The 20,784-nt window shown below is 32.6% G+C and carries 20 protein-coding genes; 18 read left to right on the top strand and 2 right to left on the bottom strand.

The features are described 5' to 3' along the window. Positions 1-59: 59 nt before the first annotated feature. A complete protein-coding gene (locus Q1A73_RS14135) occupies positions 60-491 on the top strand; it encodes a GNAT family N-acetyltransferase (protein WP_299606804.1) in 432 nt (143 codons plus the stop codon). Between the two features lie 10 nt (positions 492-501). On the opposite strand, the gene Q1A73_RS14130 is transcribed toward Q1A73_RS14135, so the two are convergent. After that, complete coding sequence (locus Q1A73_RS14130; protein ID WP_299607231.1) at positions 502-837, bottom strand: helix-turn-helix domain-containing protein; 336 nt, start codon at positions 835-837, stop codon at positions 502-504. Between the two features lie 105 nt (positions 838-942). Here Q1A73_RS14130 and nfsB point away from each other — a divergent pair, with 105 nt between their 5' ends. The 6 genes from nfsB (at position 943) to Q1A73_RS14100 (ending at position 5,173) form a co-directional block, all read left to right on the top strand. After that, on the top strand, positions 943-1,605 hold the full coding sequence (nfsB, locus tag Q1A73_RS14125; RefSeq protein WP_299606801.1) for an oxygen-insensitive NAD(P)H nitroreductase: 663 nt from the start codon (positions 943-945) through the stop codon (positions 1,603-1,605). A 16-nt stretch (positions 1,606-1,621) separates the two neighbouring features. Further along, complete coding sequence (locus Q1A73_RS14120) at positions 1,622-1,924, top strand: DUF1330 domain-containing protein (RefSeq protein WP_299606800.1); 303 nt, start codon at positions 1,622-1,624, stop codon at positions 1,922-1,924. 26 nt (positions 1,925-1,950) lie between these two features. Next, positions 1,951-2,247, top strand: coding sequence for a putative quinol monooxygenase (locus Q1A73_RS14115; RefSeq protein WP_299606798.1), 297 nt, complete (start codon positions 1,951-1,953; stop codon positions 2,245-2,247). A 335-nt stretch (positions 2,248-2,582) separates the two neighbouring features. Then, complete coding sequence (locus tag Q1A73_RS14110; RefSeq protein WP_299606796.1) at positions 2,583-3,392, top strand: DUF4437 domain-containing protein; 810 nt, start codon at positions 2,583-2,585, stop codon at positions 3,390-3,392. A gap of 58 nt (positions 3,393-3,450) precedes the next feature. Then, a complete protein-coding gene (locus Q1A73_RS14105) occupies positions 3,451-4,245 on the top strand; it encodes an SDR family NAD(P)-dependent oxidoreductase (RefSeq protein ID WP_299606794.1) in 795 nt (264 codons plus the stop codon). Positions 4,246-4,249: 4 nt separating this feature from the next. After that, complete coding sequence (locus tag Q1A73_RS14100) at positions 4,250-5,173, top strand: LLM class oxidoreductase (RefSeq protein WP_299606792.1); 924 nt, start codon at positions 4,250-4,252, stop codon at positions 5,171-5,173. 16 nt (positions 5,174-5,189) lie between these two features. Here Q1A73_RS14100 and bshC read toward each other — a convergent pair whose 3' ends face one another. Next, on the bottom strand, positions 5,190-6,785 hold the full coding sequence (gene bshC, locus Q1A73_RS14095; protein WP_299606790.1) for a bacillithiol biosynthesis cysteine-adding enzyme BshC: 1,596 nt from the start codon (positions 6,783-6,785) through the stop codon (positions 5,190-5,192). A 214-nt stretch (positions 6,786-6,999) separates the two neighbouring features. On the opposite strand from bshC, the gene Q1A73_RS14090 reads away from it, so the two are divergent. From Q1A73_RS14090 to Q1A73_RS14040, 11 genes are all read left to right on the top strand, one after another. Continuing rightward, positions 7,000-9,480: a M14 family metallopeptidase gene (locus Q1A73_RS14090; RefSeq protein ID WP_299606788.1), complete on the top strand. Its 2,481-nt coding sequence runs from the start codon at positions 7,000-7,002 to the stop codon at positions 9,478-9,480. A gap of 30 nt (positions 9,481-9,510) precedes the next feature. After that, positions 9,511-11,679: a M3 family metallopeptidase gene (locus tag Q1A73_RS14085; protein WP_299606786.1), complete on the top strand. Its 2,169-nt coding sequence runs from the start codon at positions 9,511-9,513 to the stop codon at positions 11,677-11,679. Positions 11,680-11,718: 39 nt separating this feature from the next. Then, the gene (locus Q1A73_RS14080) at positions 11,719-12,369 is read left to right on the top strand and encodes a DinB family protein (protein WP_299606784.1); all 651 of its coding nucleotides are present in this window, start codon (positions 11,719-11,721) and stop codon (positions 12,367-12,369) included. Positions 12,370-12,377: 8 nt separating this feature from the next. Next, on the top strand, positions 12,378-13,097 hold the full coding sequence (locus Q1A73_RS14075; protein ID WP_299606783.1) for a hypothetical protein: 720 nt from the start codon (positions 12,378-12,380) through the stop codon (positions 13,095-13,097). Between the two features lie 11 nt (positions 13,098-13,108). Beyond that, a complete protein-coding gene (locus Q1A73_RS14070) occupies positions 13,109-15,973 on the top strand; it encodes a pitrilysin family protein (protein ID WP_299606782.1) in 2,865 nt (954 codons plus the stop codon). Between the two features lie 102 nt (positions 15,974-16,075). Beyond that, positions 16,076-16,708, top strand: coding sequence for a hypothetical protein (locus Q1A73_RS14065; RefSeq protein WP_299606781.1), 633 nt, complete (start codon positions 16,076-16,078; stop codon positions 16,706-16,708). A gap of 628 nt (positions 16,709-17,336) precedes the next feature. Then, a complete protein-coding gene (locus tag Q1A73_RS14060) occupies positions 17,337-17,483 on the top strand; it encodes a hypothetical protein (protein ID WP_299606779.1) in 147 nt (48 codons plus the stop codon). A 38-nt stretch (positions 17,484-17,521) separates the two neighbouring features. Then, positions 17,522-17,683 (top strand): hypothetical protein, encoded by a 162-nt coding sequence (locus Q1A73_RS14055; protein ID WP_299606777.1) that lies wholly within the window; start codon positions 17,522-17,524, stop codon positions 17,681-17,683. Positions 17,684-17,890: 207 nt separating this feature from the next. Then, on the top strand, positions 17,891-18,757 hold the full coding sequence (locus Q1A73_RS14050) for a helix-turn-helix domain-containing protein (protein WP_299606775.1): 867 nt from the start codon (positions 17,891-17,893) through the stop codon (positions 18,755-18,757). A gap of 95 nt (positions 18,758-18,852) precedes the next feature. Further along, positions 18,853-19,566 (top strand): pirin family protein, encoded by a 714-nt coding sequence (locus Q1A73_RS14045; RefSeq protein WP_299606773.1) that lies wholly within the window; start codon positions 18,853-18,855, stop codon positions 19,564-19,566. An 11-nt stretch (positions 19,567-19,577) separates the two neighbouring features. Continuing rightward, on the top strand, positions 19,578-20,207 hold the full coding sequence (locus Q1A73_RS14040; protein ID WP_299606771.1) for an NAD(P)H-dependent oxidoreductase: 630 nt from the start codon (positions 19,578-19,580) through the stop codon (positions 20,205-20,207). Positions 20,208-20,784: the final 577 nt, after the last annotated feature.

The following is a 20,784-nucleotide window of genomic DNA, read 5'->3' as shown; positions in this document are numbered from 1 at the left end:
AAAATTAAGTTTATCTATTAAACTTATTACATTGCGCACGATTTCTTAGAAAAAAGGAAATGATAGCAGAATTTACCATCAACCCCTGTAATAAAGAAAATATAAAAACCATAGTTGATGGACTTAATTCATATAATCTTAGCAAAGTAGCTGCTCTTTCAGAGATTTGGACTCCTTTGGAGTTTGTAACTACAAATTCAGACGGAGAAGAAATAGGTGGAATTTTAGGAGGTATTGGATACTGGAATGGATTAGAAATTAAAATACTATGGGTAAAAGAATCTTATAGAAAAAATGGAATTGGATCTCGATTACTAGCCCATGTAGAACATCTCGCTAAAACAAAAGGTGTAAAAACCGCTATGGTGGATACTTTTGACTTCCAAGCTGAAGGTTTTTACCTAAAAAATGGGTACCAGCCAATAGGAGAAATTAATAACTTTCCCGAGGGACACAGACGAATATATTTCTCAAAAGATCTAAGTTCTTAGATAAAAGTTTCTAATCAGCATAATTTTCTAAAACGAAATCTCCCCAATTAGCTATCGATTGAATTAATGGTGTTAAAGTTTTACCAAAATCTGTTAAGGAATATTCTACCTTCAATGGAGGTTTAGAAGTATATACTTTTCTATGAATTAACCCGTCTTCTTCTAGTGCTTTTAACTGAAGACTTAAAGTACGCTCCGTAACTGTTGGCATCTCCTTTCGTAACTCACTATATCTAAGCGTACCATCGAGCAAATGAAACAATATTACTGTTTTCCACTTTCCTCCTATGATCCCCATAGTTAAGCTGGCACAACAAGGATACTCTTTACCCTTAAATTTTAACATTTTTGGTGCAGATTCTTTCATTTTCTTATACTATCATTTTTGACCGTTATTGCAAAGGTATTAAACTATAGTTAGTTTTGCTACTATAATTTTTATAGTAATAAAATGGATATAAAGAAAATACTTAATTGGAGGTACTCAACTAAGAGTTTTGACCCAAACAAAAAAATTTCTGATGATAATTTTGAACAATTAAAAGCGCTACTAAGATATAGTCCATCTAGTACCAATATTCAACCTTGGCATTTTGTAATTGCCAATACGGAAGAAGGAAAAAGCAGAATTGCTAAAGGAGCACAAGGCTTTTTTCATTTTAATGAACCAAAAATCTTAAAGGCTTCCCACGTTGTTCTATTTTGTTCTAAAACTAGTGCTGATGAAGAATATATGCAGCACCTATTGAAGCAAGAAGATCAAAATAAACGATTTCCGAATGATGAGATTAAACAAAATGTATACAACGCTAGAAATATTTTTGCTGATATTCATCGCTACGATGTGAAAGATTTTCAGCATTGGCTAGAAAAACAAGTATATCTAAATATCGGTAATTTTTTACTTGGAGCAGCAACGCTAGGTATAGATGCTCTTCCTATGGAAGGTGTAGACCTAAAAGCATTGGACGAAGAATTCGATTTACGTAAAAAAGGGTTTACTTCGGTAGCAGTGGTAGCTTTAGGTTATCGCGATGAGTCAGACTTTAACATTCCGAACAAAACTCCAAAATCTAGATTACCAGAAGAGGAAATCATCACCCTATTAAACTAACATAAAAAATAAAATCATGGCATATTATTCTGTACTAGATGTAACACCAACCAATAATGAATGGGTTTCTGATTATGTTTCCGTGTCTGGAGATATTGTAAAAAAACATGGTGGAAAATATTTAGCAAGAACAACTTCCCACGAACAAATAGAGGGACAAGCACAAAATGCAGCACTTAGGATCATTTTAGAATGGCCTTCTAAAGAAGCAGCTACTAACTTTATGAAAGATCCTGAGTATGCTCCTCATCTAGAAGCCAGAACATCTGGTGCTATAAGCCATCATTTTCTCATAGAAGCAAAAGATGATTTAGCTTAGTATAAAAACGATTTAAATAAAAAAAGATGACAACACAAAAACTTACCATTGTTGCAAAAATTCTTGCAAAGGAAGAGAAAAGAGATTTAGTAAAAACTGAATTACTAAAACTTATAGATATTACCCGAGCAGAAAAAGGTTGTATCAACTACGACTTACATCAGGATAATGAAAATGAAAACTTATTTCTGTTTTATGAGAACTGGGAAAGCAGAGAATTATGGCAGCAACATATGAATAATTCTCATCTAGCTTCATACATGGAAGCCACTGATGGAGCGGTAGAAGATTTTACCCTACATGAAATGACTTTAATTAGATAATACATGCTATACTTAAGAAGTATTTTCTTGAAAACAAGCTTGATTAAAGCAATAGAGTTAATGTTTTTCACATAACCGCACTGATAAAAAAGCACCTGGTTTTATCTTTAATAAATAGAAGGTATGTGTTTTATTACTCATAAAAACAAGGTTTTTTTAAACTTCTTTTTTTCATCTAGTAAACTCATAGCTTTTTCCAAGAAATAATAATTTAAATTCATATTAAAATGATCTATTCACATTTCTTTTTTCGGAAGTTTCATAAGAAATCAATTTTATTTTTTATTTCCTCAATAATATTATTATCGGTATCCTGTAAGCAGGAAAATAATTCCATGGAGGAGACTACAAAGATTGAATCAAAGCCTAAGAATATTACCAAACACATTAATAAAGTTCTTTTAAGTTCAGAAATTATCTGGGAAAAGTTAAATCCAGCTCGTGGTGATCAAAGTCCTCAGGCAGGAACTATTTGGGGCGATCGAAAAGAGGAAGTACCTACTGGATTTCTTGCTAAATTCGTAGATGGTTTTTCATCTCCTCCGCATATTCATAACGCTACGTATAGAGCAGTAGTTATTAAAGGGAGTATACATAACGACGACCCTAAGGCAGAAAATATGTGGATGAAAACTGGTAGTTTCTGGACACAACCTAAGGGAGAAGCTCATATTACTTCTGCAAAAGGAACTGAGAATATCGCTTTGGTAGAAATTGATAAGGGACCTTACCTTGTAAAACCAATAGAAGAAGCCTTTGACAGTGGTGAACGGCCTATAAATATTGATATTACGAATATAGTTTGGTTAGATCATCATCAATCTGATTGGATCTCTTCTTCTAGTAATGCAAAAATTAGCTTTTTATGGGATCGTAAATCCGAAGATCATATGAGAGGTATTTTTATAAAACTACCCGAAAACTTTAATGGACAAATAGAAAGTAATGGTTCTGTTTTGCATTCGGTACTTATTAAGGGAGAACTGAATTACGTAATGCCCAGCAGTAATGAAACAAAAGTTCTGGACACTGGAAGTTACTTTGGATCAACGGATAAAGCCATTCATACTCTTAACAACAAAAACAACCAAGAGGTACTTCTTTATATAAAAACCAATGGAAGTATTAAAGTTATAGGAGTCTAACATATATGTAAAACACAAAGAAGGTCTTGCAAAGCAAATTTCAAAATAAATCATTCTTATGAAAACCATATTTATCACAGGTAGTACAGACGGAATTGGAAAATTAACAGCTATCGAACTAGCCAAACAAGGACATAGCGTTTTTGTACATGGCAGAAACAAACAAAAACTAGAAAATACAATTCTAGAAATTCAAGAAAGTACAGGTAATAAAAATACAAATGGGTTTTTAGCAGATCTTTCCAATTTAGATAGTGTAGAAAAAATGGTGCTTGAAATTGAGAAAGAAGTATCACATATTGATGTATTGATAAATAATGCTGGGGTTTTTAAAAGTAAAATATCACATAATGAAAATGGCATAGACATTAGATTTGTAGTAAATTACCTTGCTCCTTTTCTCCTTACCAAAAAACTAATTCCACTTTTACAAAAAGGTACTTCGCCAAGAATCATCAATCTTAGTTCTGCCGCGCAATCATCCGTTCAACTTGAAGCGCTATCCAATTCTCTAGCATTATCGGAACAAGAAGCTTATGCAGAAAGTAAGCTTGCATTGACTATGTGGAGTTTCCATCTTGCCAAGGAATACAGTGATATTAATATCATCGCGGTAAATCCAGGTTCATTACTTAATACTCGTATGGTTCAGGAAGCATATGGAACCCATTGGGCTCCTCCAGAGAAAGGTGTAAATATCTTATGTAGTCTAGCTATTTCTGATGAGCACAGCAATAGTTCTGGTAAATATTTTGATAATGATAAAGGTATTTTCTCGCAAGCGCATCCTGATGCATATGACTCCAATAAAATCAAAGAATTAATAGCAATTACCAATTCAATTTTATCATAGAAATATGAAGTCATTACAAAAAATAGCTTCCAAAAATAAGTTAAGTTTAGGACTCGTATTTCCACTAGAATCGTATCAGGGAGCAATAGCAAAAATGGAAAACCAAGAAAAACTTGCAAAAAGAGCTGAAGAACTTGGTTTTAAAGCGCTATGGTTCCGTGATGTTCCATTTCATGATCCTTCTTTTGGTGATGCAGGACAATTATATGATCCTTGGATCTATATGACTCACATGATGAATCAAACTAAAGATATTATGCTCGCTACAGGAAGTATAATTCTTCCCTTGCGACATCCAATTCATACAGCAAAATCCATCCAAAGTTTACAACACCTATCTAAAAGAAGAATTATTATTGGGGCTGCATCAGGAGATCGTCCTATAGAATATCCAGCATTCAACTATAAACTACATGAAAAGAGCGAACTTTTTCGTGATAGTTTTCAATATATAAAAGCATTACAAAATGATTTCCCATTACATCAATCTAGATATTATGGTGTAATTGATGGCAGAATTGACTTACTTCCAAAATCAGAGTATACGACTCCAATGCTGGTAACCGGTCATTCCGGACAGTCTCTAGATTGGATTGCAAAAAATGCAGATGGTTGGCTATACTATCCGAGAGATTTTGCTTTCTTACAACGTACTATGTCTGATTGGTTAAACGCTTTAGAAAAAAACGAACAACCTTGGAAACCTTATATGCAATCTCTATATATTGATTTATTAGAAGATCCTGAAGCAACTCCAAAGGGAATTCATTTGGGATTCCAATCAGGAATATCTTACGCTATAGAACATCTAAAAACTTTAGAATCCTCTGGAGTTAATCATGTAATTATTAATCTAAAATACGGATCTAGGCCTGCGAGTGATGTAATAGAAGAGCTAGGAGAAAGTTTAGTTCCCAATTTTAAATAAGAATATGATAAGCAACCTAATTTGTTATCACTGCAAACTCTCCTTTTAAAGGATCTAAATATTTCAATAACATTGGAATTAGTTCCTCTCCATATTCTAAATACATTTCAGAAAAATTTGTAGTACGTTCTTGCAAACTCTGGTTAGGAAATAATTCATTTTGAATATTAGTTAATCTACCTACATGGTCTTTTAACTTTAATCGCTGAGCTTTTAGCAATCTCTTTTCTAACATATCCAATCCCTTAAGTTGTTTTACTTCTTGCGCTTTTACAGCATTCTTGAAGGTAACATCCGTTTGCTCTGCTAACTCATACATTGCTTTAAACTGCTCTTTTAAATGATTACGTTGCGGATCAAAATTGATATCTATATTAGATATCTGTCGTACTTTTCTATTAATGAGCTCATGTTGTTTTAAAAATAATTCTGTGGTGGTTACAGCTAATTTTTCAATTTTCGCAGATTGTTTTGCTGTTTGCATTAATACAGAATTACGCAACAATAACATCGGGAATGGAATCTGAACATTATCAAAATAATCCTTGAGCTCTAACCAATATGCTAGTTCTCCGCCACCACCTATATAACATAAGTTTGGTAAAATAACTTCTTGATACAGTGGTCGCATCATCACATTGGGACTAAACTGTTCTGGAGTATCCCGAAGCTTTTGTAATATTTCATTCTTACTCCAAACGATATCAGTATCATTTACATAATAACTCCCTTCCTTTTCAATAACTCTTTCTCGAATACCTTCAGAGAGGTAAAACAAATTAATTTCGCGTGGGTTTACCTGTATTTTATATCCTTTTGCAGCTAACTTTTCAGCTTTTGGTAAAACATTTTTGTAAGAAACTTGTTCTTCTAGTTCTTTTTGCACAAAAGGAATAAATAATCGTTTCAATTCTTTATCATCTCCATCTACAATAACTAATCCATATTCTCCAAATAATTCATTTGCCAAATATCTAGTTGCATCCGCCAAATTATGATGATTTAAATATGCTTCCTGAAATAAAGACCTCAACTTTTCTGCATTCCGGCCAGATCCTAATTCGGCCGAAAATATTTCAAAAACTTTATCCAAACCTTCAGTTTCAAAAACTCCAACAGCTCCTCCGTCTGGTCGATTCCATTGAATCTTTTTTCCTTTGAAATTAAAATAATTAATCTCATCAAAATCATGATCTTCAGTGGCCATCCAATATACTGGCACGAAGTCATAATTAGGATATCTTTCTTTTAAAGTAATCGATAGATTAATTGTAGAAACTATTTTATATAAGAAATATAAAGGACCTGTAAACAGGTTTAATTGATGTCCAGTAGTAACTGTAAATGTATTGTGATTAGATAGCTTATCTAAATTCTCTTTAGTACTCGAAGTCACTTTAAAGTCTTCATATTGAGCAATTAAAGATTGTTGTAAAACAGAACGATTTTGATCAGAAAATGACTGTTGTTTTTCTAAAATCTGCGCCTCGAAACTTTCTAATTTAGGAAATCTATGATAAAACTCTTTTAGCTCGGCTTTTTCGTCTAAGTAATCACAAATAAATGAAGAAAAGTAATTTGTTTTTCTAAACGGAATACAGTCACTTGGCATAGGGTGTTCTTTTTTGATCGATAAATATACAAGAGATTGTTATTGCATGGATTATTTTATATTTTTTTTAATAGTAAAAGCAGAATTTACCAGAACACATTACTTTTGAAAACAGAAATATTAAGAATAAGGATATCTTAAATACTAAATTTTAGTTAATACAATATATATCCTAAATTTAAGGCGGTATTTTACCAAAATTAAAAACTCATCAATGAAAAAAACACTCTTCACACTACTATTTATTGTTTCTTCTTGGGCATATGCTCAAAACACACTTCAATCGCCAGCGCAATTTCTTGGTTATGAAATTGGAAGTCAATTTACACGTCATGCAGAGGTTATTAATTATTTCAAGCATGTTGCTGACAACTCTGATTTGGTTACTTATCATAAGTATGGAAAGACTAATGAGAGAAGACCTCTAACCTATGCTATCGTAACTAGCAAAGAGAATCAATCAAACATAGAAAACATAAGATTAGACCATCTTAAAAATACTGGAATTGTTAGTGGTAATAGTACGCCAAAAGTTGCGATAGTTTGGTTGAGTTATAATGTACATGGAAATGAAGCTTCAAGCACAGAAGCTGCTATGACAACTATTTATGAATTAATAACCACAAAAAAAGATTGGCTACAAAATACAGTGGTTATTATAGATCCTTGTGTAAATCCAGATGGTAGAGATCGATATGCTAATTGGTACAATCAAGTAAAAGCAACACCATATAATACGGATCAAAATGCTACTGAACATAATGAACCTTGGCCAGGCGGAAGACCAAATCACTATCTTTTTGATTTGAATAGAGATTGGGCATGGGCTACACAGGTAGAATCTTACAGCAGACTAACTGCTTATAACAAATGGATGCCTCATGTTCATGTAGATTTCCATGAACAAGGAATTAATGAACCTTATTATTTTGCTCCAGCAGCAGAACCGTTCCATGAGATCATAACTCCATGGCAGCGTGATTTCCAGACTCAGATAGGAAAAAATCATGCGAAATATTTTGATGCAGAAGGTTGGTTGTTTTTTACAAGGGAACGTTTTGACCTATTATATCCTAGTTATGGTGATACCTATCCTACTTTTATGGGAGCAATAGGAATGACTTACGAGCAAGCTGGGCATGGTCGTGCCGGTTTAGGGATCCAAACCGATGAAGGATATGTTCTTACTTTAAAAGATCGTGCACTACATCATACTACTACTGGATTATCTACGGTAGAAATATCTTCCAAAAATGCGGAGAAATTAAACACTGAATTTAAAAAATTCTTTAATAATGCCGCACTTAAATATAAAAGTTATGTATTGAATGGAACTGCCGATAAGATCAAGGCTTTAACTGAGTTATTGGACAAACATGAGATCAAATATGGGTATACAAATAGTGCGAAAATATCTGGTTTTAATTTTAGAGAAAATAAACAAGGTAGTATAGATGCAAAAGGTGCTTTGGTCGTAAGTACGGATCAACCAAAAGGTAAAATGGTAAAAGTATTATTTGAGCCAGATGCAAAGTTAAATGATCCTCTTACTTATGATATTACCGCTTGGAGCATCCCGCATGCTTATGGTTTAGAAGCTATCGCTTCTACTTCATTAATACCAGCAAATGCAACAAAATCTTCTGTGAAGGCTAATAATACTGCTAATACCTCTGGTGCTGGATATATTTCTAAATGGAATAGTATGGACGATGCTGCTTTCCTAGCAGAACTATTAAGAAATAAGATAAAAGTTAGATTCAGTGAGAAAGACTTCACTAACAATGGTGTACAATTTAAAAAAGGAAGTCTTATCATTACTAAAAGTGATAATCGTAAAACAAAAGATTATGACAAGACGGTGATAGATATTGCTAGCAAACATAATAGAAAGTTACACGCTGCAGCAACCAGCTTTGCTAATAATGGAGTAGACTTTGGATCACCAGATGTAAAACTAATTAACAATCAACGTATAGCTGTATTAAAAGGAAATTACACCTCATCATTAAGTTATGGTGAGATTTGGCATTTCTTTGAAAAACAGCTTCAATATCCCATTACCTCTATTGATACTGATTATTTTAAAAGAGTAGATTTAAGCAAATATGATGTGCTAATACTACCTAATGGCTATTACGGTGGTTATTTAGATGAAAGCGCTCTAAACAAACTAAAAAGTTGGATTAGAAGTGGAGGAAAAGTAATTGCAATTGCCAATGCAGTGAGTGCTTTTGCAAATAAAGACGGATTTGATCTTAAGCACAATAAACCAAAAGAAAAGAAAAAAGATTCTTTAGGAAATCTAATTCCTTATGATAAACGTGAGCGAGAAAGCGTAAAAAACTTTATAACAGGAAGTATCTATAAAACCAAAGTTGATCCATCGCACCCATTAGCGTTTGGATATAGCGACACTTATTTCAGTCTTAAGTTAGGAAGTAGTTCTTATAAATTTCTCCAAAACGGATATAATGTTGCCTATATGCAAGAGCCTACAAGTGTTTCTGGGTTTTCTGGGAAAGATGCATTAAAAGGACTTAAAAATTCATTAGTTTTTGGAGAGGCTAGAATGGGAAGCGGAAGTATTGTTTATTTAGTAGACAATCCTTTGTTTAGATCCTTTTGGCAAAATGGAAAACTATTTTTTGTAAATGCTATATTCCTAACTAACAATAATAAGTTTAGAATTTAGCATAAACGACTTACTCAATATATTCAATTTATGAATGCTCAACACATCGCAAAAATATTTAAGTTATTGATCTGTTCCCTGATCATAACAACTAGTTGTAATAAAAAGAAAGAAAGTGTGGAAAATTTACAACCTGAAACTACTGATACAGAAAATACTTTATTAAAAGAATGGACAGGACCTTATGGAGGAGTTCCCGCCTTTGACAAAATGAAAATTTCAGATATCAAACCAGCTTTAGAAAAAGGAATAAAACTAAATCTGTCAGATATTGATGCTATCACTGCAAACCAAGAAAGTCCAACTTTTGAGAATACAATCGTACCATTCGAAAAGTCTGGCAAAGAACTTAATAGAGTTTTTACTTACTATGGTATTTTAAGTAGTAATCTATCCTCTCCTGAATTTAGAGAAATTCAGAAGGAAATGGCTCCAAAATTATCAGATTTTCGATCTAAAATCTCACAAAACAAGATATTATTCCAACGAATAAAATCAGTATACGATAATTCACAAAAGGAACCATTAGAAGACGATCAACAAAGAGTAGTACAATTAATTTATGAGCAATTTGCTATGAATGGAGCTGAATTGGATGAAGAAAAAAAGAAAAGGTACGCTGCCATTAACAAAGAATTATCAGAGTTATACACCAACTTTTCTAATAACATTTTAGCAGACGAAGAAGGTTATGTAACCTACCTATCCAAAGATCAATTAGGAGGATTATCCGACCCCTTAATTAAAGCTTATGAAAAAGCTGCTAATGATAGAGGAAAGCAAAACATGTATGCGGTTACGAATACCAGATCTTCAATGGATCCTTTTCTAAAATATTCTACCGAAAGAAAGTTACGAGAGCAGGTTTGGAAAAATTATTATTCTCGTGGTGATAATGGAGATGAAAAAGATAACAATGAGAATATTGCAAAAATATTACAGCTTCGAAAAGAGCGTGTTGGATTGTTAGGGTATGATAACTATGCAGATTGGAGATTACAAAACCGTATGGCAAAAAACCCCGAAAATGCAATGAAGCTAATGAACGAGGTATGGCCGGCTGCCATTGCACGCGTAAAAGAAGAAGTATCAGACATGCAAGCCATTGCTAATAACAATAAAGATGATATTACCATAGAACCTTGGGACTATAGATATTATGCAGAAAAAGTAAGAAAGCAAAAATATGATCTTGATTCTGATGAAGTAAAACAATATCTACAATTAGACAAACTCAGGGAAGCGATGTTCTTTGTGGCAGGAGAATTATTCAATTACAAGTTCACTCCAGTTGCTGAAGGAAGCGTTCCTGTTTTCCATGAAGATGTGCATGTTTGGGAGGTAAACGATAAATCCTCTGGAGAGCATATTGGCCTGTGGTATTTAGACCCTTTTGCAAGAACAGGAAAACGTTCTGGAGCTTGGGCTACAACTTATAGAAGTCATACCACCTTTGATGGTAAAAAAACTGTTTTAGCCTCTAATAACTCTAATTTTGTTAAACCTGCTCCTGGAGAACCTGTCTTAGTTTCTTGGGACGATGCAGAAACATTTTTTCATGAGTTCGGTCATGCACTACACTTTTTCTCTTCTGAAGTGAGATATCCTACATTAAACGGTGGTGTGCGTGATTACACAGAATTTCAGTCACAATTATTGGAGCGTTGGTTAGCTACAGATAAAGTTATCAATACATATTTAGTGCATTTTAAGACTGGCGAGCCTATGCCAAAAGAACTAGTTGAAAAAGTTAAAAAAGCAGCTACCTTTAATCAAGGTTTTGCCACTACCGAATATCTAGCTTCCGCTTTGATGGATATGAAATTTCACTTAGCTGACCCAACTAATATTGATGTAGATGCGTTCGAAAAAGAAACTTTATCCGAACTAAAAATGCCTAAAGAACTGGTAATGCGTCATCGTACTCCTCATTTTGGACATGTATTTTCTGGAGAAGGATATGCTACAGCCTATTATGGATATATGTGGGCAGATGTTCTCACAGCCGATGCCGCTGAGGCATTTGCAGAAGCTCCTGATGGCTTTTATGATAAAGATCTGGCAGCTAAACTGGTAAAATATCTTTTTGCTCCTCGTAACGCTATGGATCCTGCAGAAGCTTATAAGCTATTTCGTGGTAGAGAAGCTAACATAGAAGCGCTAATGAGGGATCGTGGATTTCCAGTCAGCGGAAATTAAAATTAGTATTTTTAATTGAGACTCATAAAAAACTGAAAGATGATGAAAGAATCAAAGACTACAACTAGAAGAAAATTCATTAAAGGATCATCAATATTGGCAGCAGGTATTGCTACTACTCCATTGATGAGTTTTACAAATGAAGCAGTTCTTCCGGACGCCACTGATAACATCTACTTAGTTGGTCCTCAGAAAGGGTACTCTCCTCAGATTGGCACTCTATTATCTACTATGACCATGATGAGAGCTTGGGTTATCAGAACCGTAAAAGATCTTACCATAGAACAATTAGATTTTCAAATAGATGAACAATCTAATTCTATTGGTGCTATGTTATTACATCTAGCAGCTACAGAAAGATACTATCAACTTAATACTTTTGATGAAATTCCTTGGGGTAAATGGGATGAGGACATTAAAAAAGAATGGGATATCGCAAGTGGTTTAGGTAAAAAAGGAAGAGAAATAATTAAAGGAAATCCTATTAATTATTATCTCCAAACGCTTAAAGAAATAAGAGAGGTCACCAAAAAAGAATTTGCAAAAAGAGATGATACATGGATCATGAAATCCGAATCTTTTTTTAGTAATCAACCAACTAATAATTATGCAAAATGGTTTCATGTATGTGAACATGAATCTAATCATAGAGGACAGATAAAGTTTATTATAAAAAGGCTTCCTACCTAATTAAATAAATGGAAAAAAATGTGCAATTACAACCCGAAAAAATCATCGATACTATTTCATTATTAGAAAAACGTATTCGTGATAGATTTCCTAATTCAGGTTTAGAAAAAGTATGCCACAACTTTTTACACGTAGCACTAGATAGTAAACAGAATATAGAATGGATCTCTAAACCAAATATATCCTTAAGAATTTTTGCATATCTGGTTATTCTTGTAGGATTAGGTGGATTGGTATATAGCGTTACCTATATTAATTGGGAAATTCAAAACACGACTTTAGGTAATATTGTTTCCTTATCTGAAGCTATATTTAATGATATTATTTTGATAGGAGCGGCAATTTTCTTTTTGATTTCCTTAGAATCTAAGTTAAAAACCAAAAGAGCGTTAAAAGCACTCAATGAATTAAGAGGAATTGCTCATGTTATCGATATGCATCAACTCACTAAAGATCCTAACCTAACCGATAGCGATAATACCTCCACTGAGAATTCTCCAAAAAGGACTTTAACAAGGTTTGAGCTACAGAGGTATTTAGACTATTGCTCAGAAGCGACAGCATTAGTAGGAAAAGTAGCAGCTTTGTACTCACAGAGTCTTCCAGAAGAAACAGTAGTACATGCTGCAAATGAAATAGAAATTTTAACGACTGGATTGAGTAGAAAAATATGGCAAAAGCTTATTATTTTAAATGATTCAACTCCAAAAAAAAATAAACAAGCGTAAATTCATCAATTATGAAAACAACTAAATCTTTATTATGGGTTTTTATATGTACAACCCTTATCGTTTCTTGCAAAAAAGACACTCCTGTTACCGAAGATAAGGTTGCTAAAGAAACAAAAGAATTTAAAGTAGATTTCGAGAAATTTACTTTGGATAATGGATTACAGGTTATCTTTCATGTTGATCGTTCTGATCCCGTAGTTGCAGTAGCGTTAACAGCACACGTTGGTTCAGCTAGAGAAATAGAAGGAAGAACAGGTTTCGCACACTTGTTTGAACACTTGTTATTTCTAGAGTCAGAAAACCTTGGAAAAGGAGGATTGGACAAAATGAGTGCAAGAATTGGAGGTTCTGGAGCTAATGGATCTACCAGTAGGGATAGAACAAATTATTTCCAAACAGTTCCGAAAGATGCGCTAGAAAAAATGATCTGGGCAGAAGCAGATAAATTAGGGTTCTTTATCAATACCGTTACTGATCCTGTGCTAGCCAAAGAAAAACAAGTTGTAAAAAATGAAAAACGACAAAGCATTGACAATCGTCCTTACGGACATGTTTCCTATGTCATAGGTAAAAACCTTTTCCCAAAAGGACATCCATATAACTGGCAAGTAATTGGTTCGTTAGAAGATCTTCAAAATGCAACTTTACAAGATGTGAAAGACTTCTATAACAAGTGGTATGTTCCTAATAATGTAACCCTTACTATAGCCGGAGATTTTGATACAGCCCAAGCAAAAGAATGGGTTCACAAATATTTTGATGAGATTAAACGTGGAGAAGACATTACTCCCTTAAAAAAACAACCTGTAACACTTTCAGAAACTAAAAAACTATATTACGAGGATAATTTTGCTAGACTTCCTCAATTAACAATGACTTGGCCTGCAGTACATCAATATCATCCAGATTCTTATGCATTACAAGTGTTATCAAGCTATTTATCCGAAGGAAAGAAAGCACCTTTTAATGAGATAATAATCGATGACAAGCAATTGGCTCCGAATGTCACTATGTTTCATTTTGGTTCGGAATTGGCTGGTGAATTTAGATTACAAATACGAGGGTTCGAAAAAGTAAACTTGAATGATATCGACAAGGCTGTACAAGAAGCTTTCACAAAATTTGAAGCAGAAGGAATCTCACAGAAAGATTTAGATCGAATTAAAGCTGGACAAGAGACCAACTTTTACAATGGTTTATCTAGTGTGTTAGGAAAAGGGTTTCAACTAGCACAATATGAAATTTTTGCAGGAGATCCTGGATTTATAAATCAGGATGTAAAAAACATACTTGCTGTTACTACCGATGATGTAATGCGAGTATATAACCAATATATAAAAGGAAAACACTTTGTAGCAACAAGTTTTGTTCCTATTGGACAAACTGACCTAATTCTTACAAACTCTACACTTGCAGAAATAGTGGAAGAAAAAATAGTAGAAGGAGCAGAAGAAAATTTTGATGCTAGCATAGCAGCTACTTACGAAAAGACTCCGTCTAGTTTTGATCGATCTCAGGAACCACCTTATGGAGAAACACCTAAAGTAACAATTCCTGAAGTTTGGGAAGATAATCTGAACTCTGGACTCAAAGTATATGGAATTCAAAACGATGAAGTTCCTTTGGTTCAGTTTAGAATAGATATTAAAGGTGGTTTATTACTAGAACAAGCAGATAAAGTAGGTGTTTCGAACATGCTTGCTCGATTAATGATGAAAGGAACTAAAAACAAAACCACTGAACAATTAGAAAATGAAATAGAAAGTCTTGGAGCGATAATAAATATGTATGCTACTGATCAAAATATTAGTATTAGCGGTAGTACTTTATCTAAAAACTACGATAAAACCATAAAATTAGTTCAGGAGATTATTCTCGAACCGAGATGGGATAAAAAAGAATTTGAACTCATAAAACAAGACATCAGCAGCCAATTGCAACAGCAAAAAGCAAGTCCGAGAAGTATCGCTACTAATGAATTTGCAAAACTAATCTATGGTAAAGATCATATTCTCTCCTATAATAATTTAGGATCAGAAAAGACAATTAAAGAAATTACAGTAGAAGATCTAAAAAGTTATTACAATTCCAATATTTCTCCATCGGTTACAAAAATTCATCTAGCGGGAGATATTTCTAAAGATCAAGTAAGCGCTTCGTTATCAGAATTGAATAAAAACTGGGATGTTAAAGAAGTGGTATTTCCAGAGCTAAATACTCCAACTGCTCCAGAAAGGTCTCGCGTTTACTTTTATGATGTGCCAGGAGCTAAACAATCCATGATACGTTTTGGATATCCGGCAATGGCTGCCACAGATAAAGATTTTTATCCTGCTACAATTATGAACTACCGACTTGGTGGCGGTGGATTCGCGTCTCAACTTACACAACAATTAAGAGAAGGAAAAGGGTATACCTATGGAATAGGATCTCGATTTTCTGGAACTACAATTCCCGGATCTTTTTCAATTTCTAGTGGAGTACGTTCTAATGTTACCTATGAATCTAGTAGTTTGGTAAAAGAGATTTTAGAAAACTATGGTAAAGATTACAATGAAAATGATCTGGAAATAACAAAAAGCTCACTTATAAAAAGTAATGCAAGAGCATTCGAAACCCTAGGTGCCAAATTAAATATGCTTACTAATATAAGTACTTTAGGATATGCTAAAGACTATATAACTAAACGAGAAGATATTGTAAATGAAATGACAGTAGATCAGATTAAATCATTAGCTAATCAATATCTTGATCCTAATAAAATGATATACTTAGTTGTTGGAGATGCAAAAACACAGCTAAAGAAATTAGAAGAACTTGGATATGGAACGCCTATACTGTTGAATGAAAAAAATAAAAAAGTAAAAGATTAAGATAATAACCAAAAAAGGTAAAGTACCAACAAAATCAGATAGTACAGTAAGAGCTTAAATAAAATATCTTAATGAGATAACTATAGTATAACTATATAAATAATGAATATTGAATCTTTTTATGGTACGCTTCTTTTAGAATTCAATAAATATGCATTGATCAAAAGGCATTTGTCCAAAATGGCAGATCGAATGTTAGAAGGTATTATAGCTCAAGAAAATATTATTTATACAGAAATAAACAATTATCATCCTAAATATTTAGGCATATCAATAGAGGAATTAAAAACAATCAATTTCACCATTGATGATTGTAGATCAACCATTGCTAATGAATATGGTTTTCAAAACTGGAAAACAGTTTCACAATCAAATATCCGTTACGATGTAGTTTTTGAAAAAGCAGTAAACCAACTCATCAATGGAGATTTTGATGCTTTAAAGCGCACAATACATGCTCATCCACATATAATATCTAAAAGATCTAATTATGGACATCAGGCAACTTTGCTACACTATACCGCTAGTAACGGTGTAGAAATGTGGAGGCAGAAAGCACCAAAAAACCTCCCGATGATTACTGACTTTTTAATAAACAAAGGCGCTAATGTAAACGCTAAGATGAAAGTTTATGGTGGCTACTACGATACCTTAAGTTTATTAAAATCTAGTATTCATCCATTTAATGCTGGTATTGCAGCCGAAATGATTATTATTTTAGAAAAGGCCAAGTAAACGTTAAAATAAAACTTCAATCTGATTCTTAAGTTAATATTACTCTTTCTACCTGGTCAAATCAATGTGTTAAAAGTCAATTTTTAAGTAAAAAAGTTTAATGATTGACGTTTTCATGAATGAATAAGATATAAAATCCAATATATTCCTATCTACGATTAAAGTATTTTATCAAACTCTTAATTAACGACTCGATAATAAGGGAATAAATTATCTAAGTAGAGTTCTGAAAAAATTCATATATTTTAAATAATTATCACTTATTAACCTATTTTAATAATAATTATTCAATATTAACGTATTTTAAGGGTCTTATATTATCAAATTGTTAATTGCTGGAGTTTTTCATTTTTACCTGATTCTTAATAGAAACATCAAAAAACTGAACATAATTCACCATTTCGTTTCAAACTGATGATGAATTTTAAAATTATATTCATTTTTATTAGAAACTAGACACTGGAATTTTACCGAAATCCCCATGAATAAAGGGCTGTTAAGATAATTTTATGATTTCGGATTAGATTTTTGAATACATTTGCCCCGGTTTTTAAAAAAGCAGATAACAACATATCACAAAACATAAAAAACTTTTATTAAAATGATTAAAAAATTCCCATTTCTAGTTATGATAGCTTTAGCAATAACATCATGTGAAAGCTCATCCGTAGAAGACGAAGTATTCAATGTAGATACTGAAATAGAAGTATCTGAAGATGAAGATGTCGAGATCATCGATGTTCATGAAGACAATACATACGGTTTAGGAAACTAAAATAAAATATCCTCAAAATAAATTTAAACAAAACAGACATGAAAAAAATCGCATTTTTATTAGTATTAGCTTCAATTTTTGTTGCTTGTGAAAACGAATCATTCGAAGACGCAGTATTTAACGAAGATACTACAACTGACACGGAAGAAACAACTGACGGAGAGCAAGACGGAGAAGAAATTACTGTTGGAAACCAATAATTAAAAGGTTCTCTTTTATAATAGAATTAACCAAAATATAGAAGTACAATTACTTCAGCAGGGAAAGCATTATAGCTTTCCCTTTTTTATTTTATAGATATCAAATAAAAGAATTCTTAGACAGAATAATTATCTTAAATAACACATAAACCTAAACAAAAAGAAAAGTAAAACCTGTATATTAAACGGTAATTTCTATTTGAAAAATTGAATTCAATTAAAACATACCAGCTAAACGACACCCAAAATGATCAAATAACCTTTGACATAAAGAAAATGGAGGATATTTATGATCATAAAAATGGTTTAGTTGATGCTCCCCACAGACATGATTTTTATATTATCCTATTAGTTTTTAAAGCAAAAGGAACCCATGTTATTGATTTTAATGAATTTTTGTTAGAAAATAATCAAGCATTTTTCTTGAGTCCGGGACAAGTTCATCAAATGATTGAGCTTGAAAAATCATTTGGCTGGGTGATTACTTTTTCGAGGCAATTCATGATAAAAAATAATATTGATTATCGATTCATAGAAGACATTAATTTATTCCAGGATTATGGATACACTCCGCCCCTTTCATTAAATAAAATCCAATTTGAACAGTTAAACCGGTATACTCAAGAAATTTTTGAAACCTTTAATTCTGAGTCTAAATTTAGGTTAGCTGCAATCGGTGCATGGATAAAGTTATTCTTAATCTATAGCAACAATATTTGTAGTACCCATCCAAAAGACCCACAGCAATTACAAACAGGATCACTAATTTTAACATCGTATAAAGAATTAGTAGAAAAACAGTTTGCTTCGTGGCATAAAGTACAGCAATACGCAGAAGCATTACACGTAACTCCAGATCATCTTAACAGAACTATAAAATCACTAATCGGAAAAACCGCCAAAGAATATTTACAATCTAGAATTATTATTGAGGCAAAACGGCTTTTGACTTTTTCAGAAAACTCCGCAAAGGAAATCGGTTATGGATTGGGATTCACCGAACCCGCTAATTTTAGTAATTTCTTTAAAAAGTGCACAGGTCATTCTCCTACAACTTTTAGGAAGAATAGATAAGATCGGATTTTTACAAGGTTCTTACGTATTCTCATATTCTAATTACATCCTTAAAAGATGAAATTTGTGTAGAATATAAAATGAAAGGATATATTATGAAAACGATCATGCATAAATCAGAAACAAGAGGAACAGCTAATTTAGGGTGGTTAAACTCTCATCATTCTTTTAGTTTTGGAAACTACTACAATCCAGAAAGGATGAGCTTTGGAGCTTTAAGAGTTCTTAATGATGATATTGTATCTGCCGGAATGGGGTTTGGAAAACATCCACACGATAATATGGAGATCATATCTATTCCTTTAGAAGGAGCTTTAGAGCATAAAGACAGCATGGGAAATACTACCGTTATCAAAAAAGGAGATATACAAGTCATGAGTGCCGGAACAGGAGTATTTCATAGTGAGTACAATAAGAACTCCGATAAAGAAGTGAAATTTTTACAAATTTGGATTACCCCTAACCAAAGAAATGTAACTCCGAGATACGACCAAATTACCCTAAATGATGAGGATTTAAAAGACAATTTATACCAAATCTTGTCTCCTAACGATGATGATGATGGTGTATGGATACATCAAAATGCTTGGTTCCATATTGGTCAATTTAAAGAACAGCATATCGAAAATTACACATTGAAAAATAACAAAAATGGAGTTTATATTTTTGTTCTTGAAGGTAATATTACCGTAGGAAAACAGGAGTTAGAAAAAAGAGATGGATTAGGTATATGGGATACAAATGAAATTAAAATTGAATCTAAAAGTGCTTCTAAAATATTAGTAATGGAAGTACCAATCACACACTAAATTATAAAGTTATGCAACTAATACAAAATCTAGAATGGCGATATGCCACGAAAAAGTTTGATCCCGAAAAAAAAGTTTCAAAATCAGACTTAGAAAATATCAAAAAAGCAATTTCTTTAGCTGCCTCCTCTTACGGACTACAAGCTTATAAGGTATTGATCATTGAAGATCCAGAAGTTCGAAAAAAATTACAACCAGAATCTTGGGGACAATCACAAATTGTAGACGCTTCTCAACTTATTGTTTTTTGTAATTATACAAATGTAGATAACCAAGTAATCGATGATTATTTAAAACTAAAAGCAGACATCCAGAATTTAAATCTAGAGGATCTAAAAGGTTATGGAGACTTTATGAAATCGAAAATCACCGAATTACCTGATGAGATAATGAAAGCTTGGACAGCTAAGCAAACTTATATAGGTCTTGGTAATTTATTGGTAGCTTGTGCAGAGTTAAAAATCGATGCTTGTCCTATGGAAGGTTTTAGTCCAGAAGGATATGATAATATTCTAAATCTATCGGAGAAAGGGTTATCTGCTGCCGTAATTGCCACCATAGGATATCGTTCTGAAGAAGATATGACCCAACATAGTAAGAAAGTTCGAAAACCAATACAAGAACTATTCGAAACTATATAATCTTGTGATGATTATACATTAATTCGAAACGAGGTTTACATTTAGTTGTAAGCCTTATTTTGTTTATAAGACAAAGGGGTTCTATTCTTAGCTAAGCCATTTTAGGCAAATGATAAATTCAACATGGAATTAGAAAAGAAGTAATGATCATATAAAAATGAGGTTCGAATATTATCAAATTGTTAATTATGCATTTTTTTAAAGTAAAAGCTGTATTGAACTTATTCTAACAAAAAACCAAAAACAATACACCAATATCAACATTTTCAACACTTTATTGCGGATATCTTACCACTGATAATCAATAGATTGCAAAAAATCGACTTTAATTTTTTGTTACGAACACTGAAACTCTTCCTCTAAGCTGAAATTCAACAATTTATGTTTCTTTTTTAAATACTTTTGCGCTCGAAATAAAATTAAATTAAAAATAAAGCGTTTACTATAAAACTTTGTCCCTTAATAAAATAAAGACATAAAGTTCTCTTTAGATTTGAATTAGCCAAGAAAATATTAAAGAGCATTTACGCAACAAAATCGAGGATAGAAATTATCCTCGATTTTTTTTATCTTTAAG

The organism is uncultured Aquimarina sp. (assembly GCF_947492115.1).
Taxonomy (GTDB): domain Bacteria; phylum Bacteroidota; class Bacteroidia; order Flavobacteriales; family Flavobacteriaceae; genus Aquimarina.
The sequence above is the reverse complement of the archived record's forward strand: the minus strand, read 5'-3'. Positions and strand labels throughout refer to the sequence as shown.